Raw genomic sequence first — 16,607 nt, forward strand, 5'->3', positions numbered from 1 at the left:
CCGATGCGTGGTTCAAGCTCCCGCCGGCGCGGCCGTTAGCAGGGAGAACAACCCAGGGGGCGAGAACCGTGAGTCAGTTTATTGACGACGTGAACCAGCGCACGCAGATGGTCGGGCAGAACCGGATGGAGCTTCTGCTGTTCTATCTGGGCGGCACGCAGACCTTCGGGATCAACGTGTTCAAGGTGCGGGAGGTGATTCCGCTGCCGCAGTTGCGCCAGATTCCCGGGTCCGCCGGGGTGGTGCGGGGGGTCACCACCCTGCGCGACAAGACCGTGCCGATCATCGATCTGGCGCGGGCGATGGGGATGCAGTCGACGCGGGTCGGGGCGGACGGCCAGCAGAAGGTCGTGGTGACGGAGTTCAATCGCTCGGTGCAGGGCTTCATGGTATCGGCGGTGGATCGCATCGTGAACGTCAACTGGGACCAGGTGAAGTCGCCGCCGCGCGGCACGGGGCGCGAGTCGTTTCTGGTGGCGGTCACCGAACTCGACAACAAGCTGGTGGAGATCATCGACGTGGAGCGCGTGCTGTCGCTGGTCAATCCGTTGCCCACCGAGGTGTCGGAAAGCGTGCGTTCCGCAGTGGCCGAGCAGACACCCGAGCGTCGGGAAATCGTCATCGCCGACGATTCCGTGGTGGCCCGCCGTCAGATCGAAAGCGCCATCCAGGGGCTCGAGTGGCCCTACGTGCTGTGCAAGGACGGGCGTGAAGCCCTGGATTACCTGGAGGAGAAAGCCGCCGAGGGTCCGATCCACGACACGGTCGAGCTGGTGATCTCGGATATCGAAATGCCGCGCATGGATGGTTACACCCTGACGGCAAAGATCCGCGAGAACGAGCGCCTGCGACCGCTGCGGGTGCTGCTGCATTCCTCGCTCAGTGGCGAATTCAATACCGACATGGTGCGTCGGGCCGGTGCGGATGCGTTCCTCTCCAAGTTCAACCCGGACGAACTGGCCAGTGCGGTCCTGGAACAGATCAACAAGACCGCCTGAGATGTCGGTGGTTGCCGGGGGCGAACGGTTGCCGGCCCGGCCGGGGCGGGTGGCCGGCGCTTGCCGCCCCTTTGCAGGCTGCGGACTCCCGCAAGGCCGCCTCGAAGCCCTATACTGTGGCGGCATGGAATCATCGAACCGAACAACCAGCGGACGGCGGACGGGCCCGGCACGCGTCAAGGCGGAGATGTGTGCGTGATCGATTCCCGTGACTACGAAGAATTCGCGCGCTTTCTCTCCGAGTGCTGTGGCCTGGTGCTGGGGGACAGCCGCCAGTACCTGGTGTCCAGCCGGCTGTCCCGCCTGCTGGACGAATTCGGCTACAAGGACGTGCCGGAACTGCTGCACGCCCTGCGCAAGGCGCCCAGCCCGAAGCTGCGCACGCGCGTCATCGATGCGATGACCACCAACGAAACCTCCTGGTTTCGCGACGGTTTTCCGTTCGAGATCCTGCGCCACGTGATCCTCCCGGAGCTGGCGTCCACGCGGTCGTCGATCAAGGTCTGGTCGGCCGGGTGTTCCAGTGGCCAGGAGCCCTACAGCATCTCGATGGTGGTCTCGGAATGGGAGGCCTCGCGCCCGCGCCGGGTGGTGCCCGTCAGCATTCTCGGCACGGACCTGTCCGAGGGCGTGCTGGAAGACGCCCGCAAGGGAGTCTATGACGGTCTGAGCATCGTGCGCGGGCTGAGCGAGTCGCGGCGGTCCCGGTTCTTCCAGACCGTGCCCGAGGGGCACAAGATCACCCCTGAGGTGCAGCGCCGCTGCCGGTTCCAGAAACTCAATCTGGTCGACAGCTACGCGGCGCTGGGCAAGTTCGACATCGTGTTCTGCCGTAACGTCCTGATCTATTTCTCCGCCGAGACCAAGCGTCAGGTCCTTGACGGTATTGCGAAGCAGCTCAACCCCGGTGGCTATCTGTTTCTTGGCGCTTCCGAGACGGTCGGGCCCTACAGCAAGGCGTACGAAACCGTGCGCACCGAGTACGGCTCGGTCCTGCGGCTGAAGGGCTGAACCCCTCCACGCCGGGCCTGCAACGGGCCCGGCGCTCGTTCCCTGCGCGGTGATTCGCCGCGTGGCCGGCCGCGTGCCGGTGTCCCTCCGAATCCTTTTCCCCTTTTGCCGGCAGCCAATGGCACGGCGATTGCATCGTCGTGGTCAGGCAACGGATGCCCGCCATGCGCGGGCCGGACGGAACGGGATGAGCATATCGCTGGACAAGGCGCTCGGGATTCTGCCGGAGTCGGTGAACCTGCGTTCGCAGCGCATGGAGGTTCTGAGCTCGAACATCGCCAATGCCGACACCCCCGGCTACAAGGCGCGCGACCTGGATTTTCGCAGCCAGCTGGAGGCGGCTTCGGGTGGTGGTGGCCAGCTTCAGCTCAGCCAGACCCGCGCGGGTCATCAGGATCCGGGGACGGCTGCCGCGGGCACCGGGGCCGAGCTCAAGTACCGCATCCCTTCGCAGCCGTCTCTGGACGGCAATACCGTGGATCCGCAGATGGAGCGGGCGGCGTTCGCCGAGAACTCGGTCAAGTACCAGAGCAGCCTCGAATTTCTCAATCGCCGGGTTTCCGGCATTCGCGATGCCTTCCGGGGCAATCGCTGAACCTGACGGGAGGCCACTGCCGTGAGTGATCTGTTCAATCTGTTCAATACCTCGGCTTCGGCGCTGACGGCACAGTCGGCGCGGCTGAATACGGTGTCTTCGAACCTGGCCAACGCCAATACGGCGGCCGGCAGCGCGGAGGAGGCCTATCGCGGGAAACACGTGCTGTTCCAGGCGGCGATGGACCAGGCCAACCGCGACGGTACCGCGACGCCGGTGCGGGTGGCCGGGATCGAGGAGTCGGACGCCGAGCCGCAGATGCATTACGAGCCCCATCACCCGAAGGCAAACGACGATGGCTACATCTTTCGCCCGGCGGTCAGCGTGGTCGAGGAGATGGCCAACATGATGTCGGCCTCGCGCAATTACGAAGCCAACGTCGAAGTCATGGACACCACCCGCCAGTTGATGATGCGCACGCTGCAGATGGGCGGACAAGGCTAGGAGACCGGAAATGAACGGACTGACACCCGACATGCTGGAAGGGGCGGGGATTCGCACTGACCGCCAGGCCCAGCGAGACCGTCAGGAGAAGGAAGGCGGGCCGGATCAGCTGGGACAGGAGGACTTCCTCAAGCTGATGACGACCCAGCTGCAGAACCAGGACCCGTTCGAGCCGATGGAAAACGGGGACTTCATCGCGCAGATGGCGCAGTTCTCGAGCGTCACCGGGATCCAGCAGCTGAACGAGTCGTTCGAGGGCTTCGCCCAGTCAATGGGACAGAACCAGGCGGTGCAGGGCGCCAACCTGGTCGGCAAGGATGTGCTGGTGCCGGTGGAGTTCGGCCAGCTGGGCCCCGAGGGCGGCATGAGCGGAGCGTTCGAACTGGGGGCCTCGGCCGAGTCGGTGGAGGTCGAGATCATGAACGGGGCCGGCGAGCGCGTGCGGCGCATGAATCTCGGCGCGATGGGCGCCGGGCTGCAGGACTTCCAGTGGGATGGCCTGACCGACAACGGCCAGCGCGCGCCGGCCGGGGTCTACGAGGTACGGGCGACCGCGCGCAGCGGGGAGCGCACCGAATCGCTGGAGACCTTTCTTAACCAGCGCGTGGACAGCGTCTCCATGGGCGGGGAGAAAAACGGCCTGGCACTGAATGTGCAAGGTGTGGGCGAGATCGATTTTTCGGACGTACGCCGGATTTCCGGCTGACGCCCGACACAAAAACAACCGGAGGAACGGAACATGCCCTTCAACATCGGATTGAGCGGACTGAACTCGGCCCAGGCCGACCTGGACGTGACCGGCAATAATGTCTCCAACGCCGGGACCACGGGGTTCAAGCAGTCGCGCGCGGAGTTCGGGGATGTCTACGCCCAGTCGTTCGGCGGCACCAACCAGACGACCGTAGGCGCGGGTTCGCGCCTGCTGGCGGTGACCCAGCAGTTTACCCAGGGACAGACGGAATTCACTGAAAACGGACTGGATCTGGCGATCGACGGAGAGGGGTTCTTCCAGCTCAATGACCGTGGCAACACGGTGTACAGCCGCGCCGGAGAATTCCAGGTCGATCGCGACGGCTTCATCGTTAACAGCCAGGGCCAGAACCTGCAGGGCTATATCGCCGAGGACGGCGATGCGGAGCCGGCGGATCTCGGCGGTACCCCCGGCAATCTCCGGCTGGACACGGGCGAGGGCGCGCCGCGGCGGACCGAGGAGATCGACGCCCAGCTGAATCTGCGTTCCGACGCCGAGGTTATTGCGGGTGGTTTCGAGACCGACAACGGCGCGGCCGTGCCGGACAGCTACAACTTCTCCACTTCGCTGACGGTGTACAACGGCCAGGGCGAGGCCCAGGACGCTGAGGTGTATTTCACGAAGGTGGATGACAACGAGTGGGAGGCCTACGTCGCGGTCAACGGCGAGGTGGTTAACGAGAACGATCCCAAGGAGCTGGTTTTTGATGCCAACGGAGAACTGGATTTCGACGAGATGCCGGATGACGATGCGACGTTCACCTTCGATCCCGGTGATGCATTTGATGACGGCACCGAGATCGAGATCGACTTTGCCGGAACGACCCAGTACGGCACCGATTTCGGCGTCAGCGACCTGAGCCAGGACGGCTATGCCCCCGGCACGTTGACCGACATCGATATCGACAACGAGGGCGTGGTGTTCGCCCGCTACAGCAACGGCCAGTCGGACGTACTGGGCCAGGTGGTGCTGGCGAACTTCGACAATCCCCAGGGCCTGGAGCAGCTCGGCAACAACAACTGGGCGGAGACCTTTGCTTCCGGCGGGCCGACGGTCAATGCCCCGGGAGCGGCCGGTACGGGATTGCTGCAGGCCGGAGCCCTCGAGGCCTCCAACGTGGATATCGCACAGGAGCTGGTGAACCTGATCACCGCTCAGCGCAACTTCCAGGCCAATTCCCAGACGATCTCCACGGCCGACACCGTGACCCAGACCATCATCAACATCCGCTAGGGCGGTAACCGGAGGATCCTGCGGGAGGCCGAACCATGGATCGTTTTCTCTACATCGCGATGTCGGGGGCCCGGGAGGTCGAGCACGCCCAGGCCGTCAATAATCACAACCTGGCGAACGCCAATACCGACGGCTTCCGGCAGGCACTTGCCACCGCGGACACCGTCCCGGTGCGCGGCCCGGTCTACGACACGCGCGACTACGTACAGGTGGGGAACGAGGCGGCCGACTTCTCTCACGGGACGCTGCGCAGTACGGGGCGTGATCTGGACGTGGCCATCCAGGGCGAGGGCTTCATCGCCGTGCAGGGGCCGGACGGGCAGGAAGGCTATACCCGCGCCGGCAACCTGCAGGTGGATGGCTTCGGTCTGCTGCGCACCGCGGACGGGATGCAGGTGATGGGTGACGGCGGGCCGATCGCGATTCCGCCGGCGGAGAAGGTGGAGATCGGCACCGACGGGACCATCAGCGTCCGGCCCCAGGGCGCCCCGGCGGATGCCCTCGCGGCGGTGGAGCGCATCCGTCTGGTCAATCCGGATGTCGAGGATCTCGAACGGGGCGAGGACGGACTGTTCCGCCTGCCGGACGGTGAAGAGGCCGCGGCAGACGCGGACGTGACGCTGGTATCCGGCACGCTCGAGAGCAGCAACGTGAACACCGTCGAGGCGCTGACGCGGATGATCGAGCTGTCGCGAACCTTCGAGACCCAGATCAAGATGATGGACACCGCCAACACGCTGGAACAGAGCAGCAACCGGCTGCTCGGCATGGGCTGACCGGGATGATCCCGACGCGGCCCCGACTGACAGGAGAAACGCCATGAACCAGGCACTGTGGATCGCCAAGACCGGACTCGACGCGCAGGACACGCGCATGTCGACCGTGGCCAACAACCTGGCCAACTCGAGCACCACCGGCTTCAAGAAGGACCGGGCGGTATTCGAGGACCTGATCTACCAGACCGTGCGCCAGCCGGGCGCGCAGGCGACCCAGGATCAGCAGCTGCCTTCGGGCCTGCAGATCGGCACCGGCGTGCGCACGGTCAGCACCGAAAAGATGTTCGAACAGGGCAACCTGCAGCAGACCGAGAACTCGCTGGACGTCGCCATCGAGGGCGACGGTTTCTTCCAGGTGCTGATGCCCAACGGTGACATCGGCTACACCCGCGACGGCAGCTTCCAGGTGAATTCCGACGGCCAGGTGGTGATGTCCAACGGCTATCCGCTGCAGCCGGGCCTGTTCGTGCCGGATGATGCCGAGTCGATCGACATCGGCAAGGACGGCACCGTGACCGCTCGCATTACGGGGCAGGCCGAACCGGTCGACCTGGGGCAGATCCAGCTGGCGGACTTCGTGAACCCCGCGGGCCTGGAGGCGGTGGGCGAGAACATCTTCAAGGAGACCGCGGCTTCCGGCGTGGCGCAGCAGGCCAACCCCGGGCTCAACGGCGTGGGCACGGTGATCCAGGGCTCGCTGGAGACCTCCAACGTGAATATCGCCGAGGAGCTGGTGAACATGATCGAGACCCAGCGGGCCTACGAGGTCAACTCCAAGGCCATCTCCAGCGCCGACCAGTCGCTGCAGTTCATCAACCAGACCATCGGGTGATCGCATGAACCGCGCGACGCTTCCCCTCGCTCGCCGGCTGGCTCCGCTGGCCCTGGTCCTGCTCGGCGGCTGCGCCAGCATGCCGCATGACACCACCCCCGGCGATGCGCCCGAGTATCACGCCGTGCAGCCGCCGGAACCGGTCCCGCAGGCCCAGAACAACGGCAGCATCTATCAGGCTTCGCATTCGCACGGCCTGTTTACCGATCCCAAGGCTGCCCGGGTCGGCGACATCCTGACCGTGGTCCTGGCAGAGAGCACCGACGCGCAGAAATCGTCGTCCACCAGCACCAGCAAGGATTCGGACCTGGATCTGGGCAATCTCGAGGCCTTTGGCGGCGAGGCGACCCGCAGCGGGCGGCCGCTGTTCGGGGTGAGCAATAACAGCTCGCGCGGCTTCGACGGCGGCGGCGATTCGAGTCAGAGCAACCAGCTGGAGGGGGAGATCACGGTCACCGTGGCCGAGGTCCTGCCCAACGGCAACCTGGTGATCCAGGGCGAGAAATGGCTGGGCATCAACCAGGGCGAGGAATACGTGCGGCTGCGCGGGATCGTGCGGCCGCAGGACGTCAATGCCGACAACACGGTGCTGTCGGGACAGGTGGCCGACGCCCGCATTTCCTATGGCGGCAGCGGGTTCATTGCGGACAGCAACACCCCCGGGTGGATCACCCGTTTCTTCAACAGCCCGCTGTGGCCCTTTTAGGACGAGGTGGACATGAACGCACAAACGCGCAACGGGTTTCGTGAGGGGATCCGCGAACGGATGCGTCAGGTCGCGTGGCTGGCGGGCTCCGCCGGTCTCCTGGTGGCCCTCGGGCTGCAGGGTGCGGCCGCGCAGACCGCGATCCAGCAGCAGGCCATGGCCCAGCAGCCGAACCACGGCGGTTCGGGCATCGTCGAGCGGGTGAAGGACCTGGCCAGCGTGTCGGGCGTGCGCCAGAACCAGCTGATTGGCTACGGCCTGGTGGTGGGGCTGGACGGCACCGGTGACCAGACGACCCAGACCCCGTTCACGGTGCAGAGCCTCAACAACATGCTGACCCAGCTCGGTCTGACCCCGGACGAGGGGGCCAACCCGCAGCTGCAGAATGCCGCGTCGGTGATGGTAACCGCGGACCTCCCGCCATTCGCCAAGCCGGGCCAGGAGATCGACGTAACGGTGTCGTCCATGGGCAATGCCGATTCGCTGCGCGGGGGCACCCTGCTCATGACCCCGCTGAAGGGTGCCGATGGCGAGACCTACGGCATCGCCCAGGGCAACCTGATCGTCGGCGGGTTCGATGCCGAGGGTGCCGACGGATCGAGCATCACGGTCAACGTGCCGAGTGTCGGGCGCATCCCCAACGGGGCCACGGTGGAACGTGAGGTGCCGACCGCGTTCGCCTCCGGCGATACCGTGACCCTGGATCTCAACCGGCCCGATTTCACCACGGCCACGCGCCTGACGGAGACGGTCAACGAGACCTTCGGCGCGGGTACCGCTCGGGCGCTGGACGGTTCGTCGGTGCAGGTTCGGGCGCCGTCGGATCCCAGTCAGCGGGTCAGCTTCGTCGCGGAACTGGAAAACCTGCCGGTGGAGCGCGGCGAGGCCCCGGCCCGAGTGATCGTCAACTCGCGCACCGGCACCGTGGTGATCGGTTCCAGCGTGCAGGTATCGCCGGCCGCGGTGTCGCACGGCAGCCTCACGGTGACCATCACCGAATCGCCGGAAGTGGTGCAGCCGCTGCCGCTGGCTCCGGGCGAGACCGCGATCCAGCCGGAGACCGACATCGCGATCGAGGAGGAGAACAACCCGATGTTCCTGTTTGACGCGGGGACCTCGCTGGACGAGATCGTGCGTGCGGTGAACAACGTCGGCGCGGCTCCCAGCGACCTGGTGGCCATCCTGCAGGCCCTGCGCGAGGCAGGCTCGCTGCGGGCGGAGCTGGTGGTGATCTGATGATCGGGCCGAGCGGAGAAAGCCGGATGCAGGCGCAGTCGGCGATGGCGTCCGATCCGTCGGGGCTGCACGAGCTTTCGCGAGCCGCGCGCGGCGGGGGTCGCGAGGGCATGGAAGCGGTCGCGCGCGAGTTCGAGGCGATGCTGGTCGGCCAGATGCTCAAGCAGATGCGCGAGGCTTCGCTGGGCGACGGGATCTTCGAGAACGAACAGACCGAAATGTATCAGGAGATGTTCGACCAGGAGGTCGCGCGCTCCGTCAGTCAGGGTGAGGGTCTCGGGCTGCGCGAGGCGTTGATCCGTGACATGGAGCGCAATGCACCCACCGATCCCGAGGTCCTGCACGATCCGGAACGCCAGCAGAACCTCGAGGCGCCACGGCGCAACGAGAGCCTGACCCCCATGCGGCCGCGTGAGGACGGGGAACGGCCCGCGGCGCCTGCGGATGCGGCGGATGCGGTGGATGGGGCGGGCCCCGGCGGGACGGCGGAACAGGCCGGGGCGGGCGATGCGCCGCGGTCGATGCCGGAGGCGGCCGGCGGCCCCCGGGTCGACTGGCCGCCGCGCAATCCGGACGAATTCCTGGAAAAGCTCGGGCCGGCGGCTGAACGGGCCGCGGCCGAGCTGGGTGTGGATGCATCGGTGCTGCTGGCGCAGAGCGCGCTGGAAACCGGCTGGGGGCAGCATGTGCCCAGCCGTACGGACGGCGAGCCCAGCTTCAACCTGTTCGGCATCAAGGCCGATCGTTCGTGGAGCGGGGAGTCGGTCTCGGTGGGTACCCTGGAGTACCGCGACGGTGTGGCACAGCGCGAACAGGCGCGTTTCCGCGCCTATGACGATCCGGAACGCTCGTTCGCGGACTACGTCGACTTCATCCGTAGCAATCCGCGCTACGAGCGGGCCCTGCAGGCAGGCGACGACGCGACCTACGTGCGCGAGCTGCAGGCGGCGGGTTATGCCACCGATCCGCGCTATGCGGAAAAGATCCTGGATCTGCGTGACCGGGTGGCGCAGGCCCGCGAGCCGGTCCATGCTCAAGTCTCGGCCGGCTCGGCCGATAACCCGGTCGAGGGGTGAAGCATGCATAACACGGATCGCGTACAACAGGGTTCCCACCGGCCACGGAGGATGGCGTCATGAGTTCCCTCAACATCGGGACGTCGGGGCTGCTCGCGTATCAGCGGGCGATCAGCACCACCAGCAACAACATCGCCAATGCCTCCACCGAAGGCTACTCCCGGCAGTCGACCTCCCTGGCGAACCGGCCGCCGCAGTTCCTGGGCGGCAACTTCCAGGGGCAGGGCGTCGAGGTCGATAACATCCGCCGGATCTCCGACCAGTTCGTGAACAACCAGCTGCGGGATGCGACCTCGGAGAACGCGAATGCCGAGACGCGGGTGCAGATCGCCAACCGGATCGACAACCTGCTGGCGGACGAGGCCTCGGGGCTGCAGCCGGTGCTGCAGAGCTTCTTTGATGCGGCCCAGGATGTCAGCAGCGATCCGACTTCCAGTTCCGCGCGCGAGGTATTCCGCACCGAAGCCGAATCGCTGGTGGAGCGACTGGGTTCCATCGACAGCCGCCTGCAGGAACAGCGCCAGATCGTCAACGGCCAGATCGAGACCGGGGTGCAGGAGGTCAACGACCTGGCCGATGCCCTGGCCGACGTGAACCGTGCGATCGTCTCGGGTTCGACCCAGGGCACCCCCAACGACCTGCTGGATCAACGCGACCGGCTGATCAACGACCTCGCGGAAAAGGTCGACGTGCGCACCGTGGAGCAGGATGACGGGGCTCTGAACGTGTTCGTCGGCAACGGACAGGCGCTGGTGCTGGGGGGCGATGCGCGCGAACTGCGCGCCGAACCGCTGTCCGGTGATCCGGAACGCCTCGACATCGGCGTTGCCAGCGGCGACGGCACCGCGAGCATCTCGCGCTTCATCCGGGGTGGCGAGCTCGGCGGCCTGCTGGAGATGCGCGGCGGTATGCTGGACGAGGCGCAGAACACGCTGGGCCAGATCGCGCATGCGGTGGGCGAGAGCTTCAACGAACAGAACCGGCGCGGGCTGGACCTCAACGGCGAGCAGGGCGAGGCGATCTTCGGCCTGGGCGAGCCGCGGGTCTGGGGAGCCGGGGATCCGAAGCCGGAGAGCAATCCCGAGGTGAGCATCGCGGACGCCGGGGCTCTGACCACCAATGACTACCGCCTGCGGCGCGACGAAAACGGGGATTACGAGCTGCGTCGGCTGCCGGACAATCGGGTCATTGATGACGATGATTACGAAATCGACGATGTTAATGACGAGATCCGCGTGGATGGCATGGTCATCGACGTCGGCGAGCTCGAAGACGATGGCGTCACGGGGGAGTGGCTGATTCAGCCGACCCGTAGCGGCGCCAGTCAGATGGAAGTCCTGATGCAGGACGGCGACGAGCTCGCCGCCGCGGCGGCGCTGCGGGCCCGGGAGGGCGACGGGAATCAGGGTGATGCCACGGTGAGCTCGATCGCGGCCACGGATCCGGATTCCGAGGCGTTCGACGGCAGCATCGACGGTCTCGAGGTGAGTTTCAACGGTACCGACTTCGAGCGAGGGGACGGCGGCACCATTGATACGGAAGAGGTGGATAATGGCGTCTACCGAGTCAGCGGTGACGGCTGGGAGATGGAAGTCCGCGGAACCCCCGAAGATGGCGATACGTTCGAGGTGTTCACCAACGAGAACCGCGAGGGTGACAACCGCAACATGCAGGCGATGAACGCGCTGGCCGAGGAGGACATCGTCGAGGGGCGGCGCAATTTCGGCGACGCCTACAACAGCCTGATCGCCAGCGTCGGCACGCAGACCCGTCAGGCGCAGGTGGCGGAGGAATCGGCCAGTGCCCAGCTCGATCAGGCGCGGGACCAGCGCGAGGCGGTGTCCGGCGTGAACCTGGATGAGGAGGCGGCGGACCTGCTGCGCTATCAGCAGGCCTATCAGGCGTCGGCGCAGGTGATCCAGATCGGCAACAGTCTGTTCGACAGCCTGCTGGGCGCGGTGCGCGGCTGATGACCCTGCCCGCGGGCGGCAATGACAAGAAGCGGACGGGATGCCACGGCATCCGGGGATGAAACGATGCGTGTATCGACGACCCAGATCTTCCAGACCGGAATCGACCAGATCCAGCGCAATCAGGCGGAAATCAACCGCACGTCGCTGCAGCTGGGCTCGGGGGAGCGCATCCTGACGCCCTCCGATGATCCGAGCGGGGCGACCCAGACCAACCAGTTCGAACGCATCATCAAGGCCACCGAGCAGTACCAGCGCAACATCGACAATTCCCAGCCGCGGCTGCAGCAGCAGGAATCCCTGATGCAGTCGGGCACCGATGCCCTGCAGCGGGCGCGCGAGCTGGTCATCGCCGGCAACAACGACAGCCAGACCGACGAGACGCGGCGCTACCAGGCGAACGAGCTGCGCCAGCTGCGCGACGAACTGTTCGAGATTGCCAACACCCGCGATCCCAACGGCGAGTACATCTTTGCCGGGACCAATTCGCTGGAGCAGCCGTTCAAGCAGGATGGCGAGGGGACGGTCCGCTATGAGGGTGCCGAGGGCACCGGCAGCGTGCGTGAGGTCGAGATCTCGCCGACCCGAACGGTCCCCGTCGGCGATACCGGCGCCGACGTGTTCATGAATATCCCGGAGAACGATGGTCGCACCACGGCCGATGTAACCAACCGGGAGGCGGACAGTCTGCTGATCGTCGACAAGGCCGAGGTGTACGACGTACGCGAACTGGATCGGGAGGACTACACCATCGAGTTCGCGGAGAATGTCGATGGCGAGATGACCTACAGCGTGCTGGATGCGGACGACGAGGCTGTCGACGGACCCGACGGAGAGCCACTGGACGGACAGCCGTTCGTGTCGGGTGAATCCATCGATTTCGCCGGGCGTTCGGTGACGATCAGCGGTGATCCGGTCGACGGCGACGAGGTGGTTTCGCGGCCGGCCGAAAACAAGGACATTTTCTCCACGCTGGACGACATCATCGGCGCGCTGGAGGACGGGACCGGTACGCGGGAGAATCGGGCCAATCTGGCCACCGCCACCAATACGGCCCTGGCCGACATGGACGCCGCGCTGGGAAACTTCAACGAGATCCGGGCCGACGTGGGCTCGCGGCTGAAGACCATGGACGACCAGAGCGAGCTCAACGAGGACCGGCTACTGGATCTGGAGACCGCCGTTTCGGAGATCCGCGATCTGGATTATGCCGAGGCCATCAGCCGCTTCAACCAGCAGCAGGTGGCGCTGCAGGCCGCGCAGCAGACCTACAGCGAGACCAGCCGGCTGTCGCTGTTCGATTTCATTTGACGCGCCGCGAGCCCGGGCCGATGATGCCGGCGGACCTTCCTCGAGATCCCTGACATGGCTCAACGTGATTCCTCCGGCAAGGGTGTGGCCGGCTCCACCGGCCGCCCGCCGCGCTATCTTCTGATCCTGCTCGGCCTGGCGATCATCTGGGCGGGCTTCTGGGGCTGGGTGCAGTTGCAGTCCGGCGAGCCGAAGTCCGTGGAACTGGATGTTGTGGAGCAGGAGGCGCTGGACGAGAAGCTGCAGGCCCTGGAACGTACGCGTGAACCGGCGCGGCCGCGCCCGGATGCGGATCGCGGCGAGGCCATCGTGGACCTGGACGATCCCGATGCCGAACCGCTGGTGCCCGAACTCTATGAAGAAAAGCCGGCTGCCCGGCGCATCTCGTTCTCCGAGCGCGAACTCAACGCCCTGATCGCCCGTGATCCGGACCTGGCCAACCGGGTGTCGGTGCGGCTGACGCCGGGGCAGGTCAGCACGCGCGTGCGCGTGGATGTCCCGGCGGACGTACCGCTGCTGGGCGGGCGCACGCTGAACGTCAATTCCGGCGTACATTTCGAGACCACCGAAGACGAAGGCGTGCGTGCGCGCCTGGTCGGGGTCAGCGTGGCCGGGATCCCGCTGCCGGATGCCTGGCTGGGCGGGCTGAAGGACGAGGACCTGCTGGCCCTGGAGCCGTTTCGGGGCCTGGGCGCCGGGATCGAGTCGGTGGAGGTCGACGAGGGGGCGATGACCCTGCAGCTCGCCCCCTGACCCTTCCGGCCCGGACGGATCAGGCCCGGACGACTCAGGCCCTGAAGAGTCAGGTAATCACGTCGGGGCGTTCGCGCCCCGTCAGCGCCGGGATGTCGCCCAGGTCGCCGGCGGCGTCGATCAGTGGCCGCAGCACCTCCTGCGGATCCAGGTCGAGCCTTGCCGGGTCGGTTTCGTGCTGTTCGATGTACAGGCGCAGCGTCGCCCCCTCGGTGCCGGTGCCCGACAGCCGGAAGACGATGCGCGCACCGCTCTCGAACATCACCCGCAACCCCTGGCCCTCGGCCACCGAGCCGTCCACCGGATCGGTGTAGGCGAAGTCGTCGGCCGCGCGCACCGTCTGTCCGGCGAGCGACTGTCCCGGCAGGGTGGCCAGCCGGTCGCGCACGCGATCCATCACCGCCTCGGCGTGTTCACTGCGGATCCCCTCGTAATCGTGCCGAGTGTAGTAGTGCCGGCCGAAACGCTCCCAGTGCTCGCGCACGATGGTCTCCACCGACTGCCGGCGCACGGCGAGCAGGTTGAGCCAGAACAGGACCGCCCACAGGCCGTCCTTCTCGCGGACGTGGTCGGAGCTGGTGCCGAAGCTCTCCTCGCCGCACAGGCGGATGCGCCCGTCGTCCAGCAGGTTGCCGAAGAACTTCCAGCCGGTGGGCGTCTCGTAGCAGGGGATGCCCAGGGCCTCGGCCACGGTGTCCACCGCCTGGCTGGTGGGCATGCTGCGCGCCACCCCGCGCAGGCCATCGGCGAAGGCCGGGATGTGGTGGGCGTTGGCCGCCATGATGGCGAGACTGTCCGACGGGGTGACAAAGAAATGCCGCCCGAGGATCAGGTTGCGGTCCCCGTCGCCGTCGGAGGCGGCGCCAAAGTCCGGGGCGTCGCGGCCGAACATCGCCTCGCGCAGCCGGCGCGCGTGGGCCAGGTTGGGGTCGGGGTGTCCGCCGCCGAAATCGCCCAGTGGTTCTGCCCGCAGGATGCTTTCCGGGGCCGCCCCCAGGCGGTCCACGAGCAGGGTTTCCGCATACGGGCCGGTCACCGCGTGCATGGCATCGAAGCGGAGTCGGAAGTCGCCGGCCAGCAGCTCGCGAATGGCGTGGAAATCGAACAGCTCGTCCATCAGATCCGCGTAGGCGGCGACCGGATCGACCACCTCCACGTCCATGCCGTTCAGGGTGGTCGCCTGCAGATGATCCAGGTCCACGTGCACCGCTTCCTTCAGGATGCGGTAATGGGTGATGGCCTGGCTGCGGGCGTGGATGGCGTCGGTGACCGAGGGCGGGGCCGGGCCGCCGGCGGCGGTATTGAACTTGATGCCGAAGTCGCCCTCCGGCCCGCCAGGATTGTGCGAGGCGGAAAGGATCAGGGCCCCGGTGGCACCGCGGCTGCGGATGAGGTGGCTGGCGGCCGGCGTGGACAGCAGCCCGCCGCGCCCGACCACCACCCGGCCGACGCCGTTGGCGGCGGCCATGCGCAGGATGGTCTGGATCGCCTCGCGGTTGTGGAAACGGCCGTCCCCGCCCAGCACCAGTTCGGCCCCTTCCAGCGCGGGCTGGCTGTCGAATACGGCCTGGACGAAGTTCTCCAGGTAATGCGGCTGGCGGAAGCGGCTGACGCGCTTGCGCAGACCCGACGTGCCTGGCTTCTGGTCTTCGAACGGATGGGTGGTGACGACGCTGATGTCCATGTGCTGCGTGACTCCCCTGACTTTATCCCGACGGTAGCAGAAACGTACAGGGGTGTCCGCCCTGAGCGCCGGGATGCCGGACGGTGGCGGCGCAGGGCTGTTAGACTCCGCCGCCATGTTGCTGGACAGCCGTACCCCCGCGTACCTCCAGCCGCGGCCCGTCACCTTCGCCGCGTTGATGGAGCTCTACGAGGACAACTATCTGCAGTTGCGCCGCCTGTGTCCTGATCCCGCCGCCGTGGGCGGAGGGGCCGTATCGCGCGTGGACGGGGCCCTGGACCTTCATCTGGAGGTGCTGGAGCGCACCCGTTACACCACCACGCTGCGCCTGACCTACCGCTTCGGCGAAGGCGACCGGGTGCGCGAGCAGCCGGACGTGCGGGTGCGCATGTTCCACGACGCCCGCCAGGCCGAGGTGCTGGGGCGCTACTGCCGCAGCACCGGGGAAGACCGCATGATCGATACCCTCGCGGGCCAGCCGGGCCTGGGGTGTCGCTGGCGGCACAACCGTTTCCTGTACAAGTGGCTGCGCTACTGCCTGCGTCAGGGGCATCGTTTCGTGGCCGACGGCTCGGCGGCCCCGGCCGCGCCGGTCAGTGGCGAGACCCCGGAGGTCTGAGCGCCGCCCGGATCATCCCGGGGAATAGTCCAGCGGGAGCGCGGTGCGGTCCAGCACCCGGCGCAGCACGAAGCTGGAGTGCACGCTGTCCACTCCCTCCAGCCTGGTGATGCGCCGCAGCAGGAATTCCTGATAGGCATCCATGTCCGGGACCACCACCTGCAGCATGTAGTCGGCTGCCTGGCCGGTGATCAGGTAGCAGCGCTGGACCTCGGGGTAGGTGGCCACCGTTTCCTCGAAGTGGGCGAAACGTTCCGGGGTGTGCCGATCCATGCCGATATGGATCAGCGCGGTCAGCTCCAGGCCCAGACGCCTCCGGTCCAGCAGGGCCACGCGCTGCAGGATGATCCCGGCACTTTCCAGGGCCCGTACCCGACGCAGGCAGGGTGACGGACTGAGCCCCACGCGCTCGGCCAGCGCCTGGTTGGAGATGCCGGCATCCTCCTGCAGGATCTCGAGGATGCGGCGGTCGTAGCGATCGAGGCGGTGCAGTTCGTTTTCCATGAGCCGAATCTTGCGCGCACGGGCCATCCGGCGCAATCCCGTGGCGAAAAGAAAGCGGCATGGGGGTAATTCGCAATTCCCTGCGGCGAACTCTGCGTTATTCTGTTG

The 16,607-nt window shown here is 66.6% G+C and carries 17 protein-coding genes; 15 read left to right on the forward strand and 2 right to left on the reverse strand.

The window, feature by feature from the left end:
* Nucleotides 1-68 precede the first annotated feature (68 nt).
* From G020_RS0101175 to G020_RS0101240, 14 genes are all read left to right on the forward strand, one after another.
* Entirely contained in the window at nucleotides 69-998 is a 930-nt protein-coding gene (locus G020_RS0101175; RefSeq protein WP_024328325.1) for a chemotaxis protein, read from the forward strand.
* Nucleotides 999-1,193: 195 nt separating this feature from the next.
* Nucleotides 1,194-2,009, forward strand: coding sequence for a protein-glutamate O-methyltransferase CheR (locus tag G020_RS0101180; protein WP_024328326.1), 816 nt, complete (start codon nucleotides 1,194-1,196; stop codon nucleotides 2,007-2,009).
* Nucleotides 2,010-2,196: 187 nt separating this feature from the next.
* A complete protein-coding gene (flgB, locus tag G020_RS0101185; RefSeq protein ID WP_019022255.1) occupies nucleotides 2,197-2,604 on the forward strand; it encodes a flagellar basal body rod protein FlgB in 408 nt (135 codons plus the stop codon).
* A gap of 21 nt (nucleotides 2,605-2,625) precedes the next feature.
* Nucleotides 2,626-3,048 carry a flagellar basal body rod protein FlgC gene (flgC, locus tag G020_RS0101190; RefSeq protein ID WP_024328327.1) on the forward strand — a complete coding sequence of 141 codons (423 nt, stop codon included), beginning with the start codon at nucleotides 2,626-2,628 and terminating at the stop codon, nucleotides 3,046-3,048.
* A 10-nt stretch (nucleotides 3,049-3,058) separates the two neighbouring features.
* The gene (locus tag G020_RS0101195; protein ID WP_019570795.1) at nucleotides 3,059-3,754 is read left to right on the forward strand and encodes a flagellar hook assembly protein FlgD; all 696 of its coding nucleotides are present in this window, start codon (nucleotides 3,059-3,061) and stop codon (nucleotides 3,752-3,754) included.
* A gap of 33 nt (nucleotides 3,755-3,787) precedes the next feature.
* Nucleotides 3,788-5,032 carry a flagellar hook protein FlgE gene (flgE, locus tag G020_RS0101200; protein ID WP_024328328.1) on the forward strand — a complete coding sequence of 415 codons (1,245 nt, stop codon included), beginning with the start codon at nucleotides 3,788-3,790 and terminating at the stop codon, nucleotides 5,030-5,032.
* Nucleotides 5,033-5,067: 35 nt separating this feature from the next.
* A complete protein-coding gene (gene flgF / locus G020_RS0101205; protein WP_019570797.1) occupies nucleotides 5,068-5,808 on the forward strand; it encodes a flagellar basal-body rod protein FlgF in 741 nt (246 codons plus the stop codon).
* Between the two features lie 43 nt (nucleotides 5,809-5,851).
* Nucleotides 5,852-6,640, forward strand: coding sequence for a flagellar basal-body rod protein FlgG (gene flgG / locus G020_RS0101210; protein ID WP_019022250.1), 789 nt, complete (start codon nucleotides 5,852-5,854; stop codon nucleotides 6,638-6,640).
* 4 nt (nucleotides 6,641-6,644) lie between these two features.
* Nucleotides 6,645-7,346, forward strand: a complete 702-nt coding sequence (gene flgH / locus G020_RS0101215; protein ID WP_024328329.1) for a flagellar basal body L-ring protein FlgH — start codon at nucleotides 6,645-6,647, stop codon at nucleotides 7,344-7,346.
* 60 nt (nucleotides 7,347-7,406) lie between these two features.
* Nucleotides 7,407-8,582: a flagellar basal body P-ring protein FlgI gene (locus G020_RS0101220; protein ID WP_024328330.1), complete on the forward strand. Its 1,176-nt coding sequence runs from the start codon at nucleotides 7,407-7,409 to the stop codon at nucleotides 8,580-8,582.
* Nucleotides 8,582-9,658 (forward strand): flagellar assembly peptidoglycan hydrolase FlgJ, encoded by a 1,077-nt coding sequence (gene flgJ, locus G020_RS0101225; protein ID WP_024328331.1) that lies wholly within the window; start codon nucleotides 8,582-8,584, stop codon nucleotides 9,656-9,658. Before G020_RS0101220 ends, flgJ begins: the two co-directional genes overlap by 1 nt.
* 59 nt (nucleotides 9,659-9,717) lie before the next feature.
* Nucleotides 9,718-11,628, forward strand: coding sequence for a flagellar hook-associated protein FlgK (gene flgK / locus G020_RS0101230; protein WP_024328332.1), 1,911 nt, complete (start codon nucleotides 9,718-9,720; stop codon nucleotides 11,626-11,628).
* A 66-nt stretch (nucleotides 11,629-11,694) separates the two neighbouring features.
* Entirely contained in the window at nucleotides 11,695-12,939 is a 1,245-nt protein-coding gene (flgL, locus tag G020_RS0101235) for a flagellar hook-associated protein FlgL (RefSeq protein WP_024328333.1), read from the forward strand.
* A 54-nt stretch (nucleotides 12,940-12,993) separates the two neighbouring features.
* On the forward strand, nucleotides 12,994-13,692 hold the full coding sequence (locus G020_RS0101240) for a hypothetical protein (RefSeq protein WP_024328334.1): 699 nt from the start codon (nucleotides 12,994-12,996) through the stop codon (nucleotides 13,690-13,692).
* Between the two features lie 49 nt (nucleotides 13,693-13,741).
* On the opposite strand, the gene G020_RS0101245 is transcribed toward G020_RS0101240, so the two are convergent.
* The gene (locus tag G020_RS0101245) at nucleotides 13,742-15,376 is read right to left on the reverse strand and encodes an alpha-D-glucose phosphate-specific phosphoglucomutase (RefSeq protein ID WP_024328335.1); all 1,635 of its coding nucleotides are present in this window, start codon (nucleotides 15,374-15,376) and stop codon (nucleotides 13,742-13,744) included.
* Nucleotides 15,377-15,491: 115 nt separating this feature from the next.
* Here G020_RS0101245 and G020_RS0101250 point away from each other — a divergent pair, with 115 nt between their 5' ends.
* Nucleotides 15,492-15,995, forward strand: coding sequence for a DUF1249 domain-containing protein (locus G020_RS0101250; protein ID WP_024328336.1), 504 nt, complete (start codon nucleotides 15,492-15,494; stop codon nucleotides 15,993-15,995).
* 12 nt (nucleotides 15,996-16,007) lie between these two features.
* On the opposite strand, the gene G020_RS0101255 is transcribed toward G020_RS0101250, so the two are convergent.
* Nucleotides 16,008-16,499, reverse strand: a complete 492-nt coding sequence (locus tag G020_RS0101255; RefSeq protein ID WP_024328337.1) for an Lrp/AsnC family transcriptional regulator — start codon at nucleotides 16,497-16,499, stop codon at nucleotides 16,008-16,010.
* Between the last annotated feature and the right edge of the window lie 108 nt (nucleotides 16,500-16,607).

Origin of the sequence: Thioalkalivibrio sp. ALR17-21 (genome assembly GCF_000420185.1) — a bacterium.
GTDB classification, from domain to species: domain Bacteria; phylum Pseudomonadota; class Gammaproteobacteria; order Ectothiorhodospirales; family Ectothiorhodospiraceae; genus Thioalkalivibrio; species Thioalkalivibrio halophilus.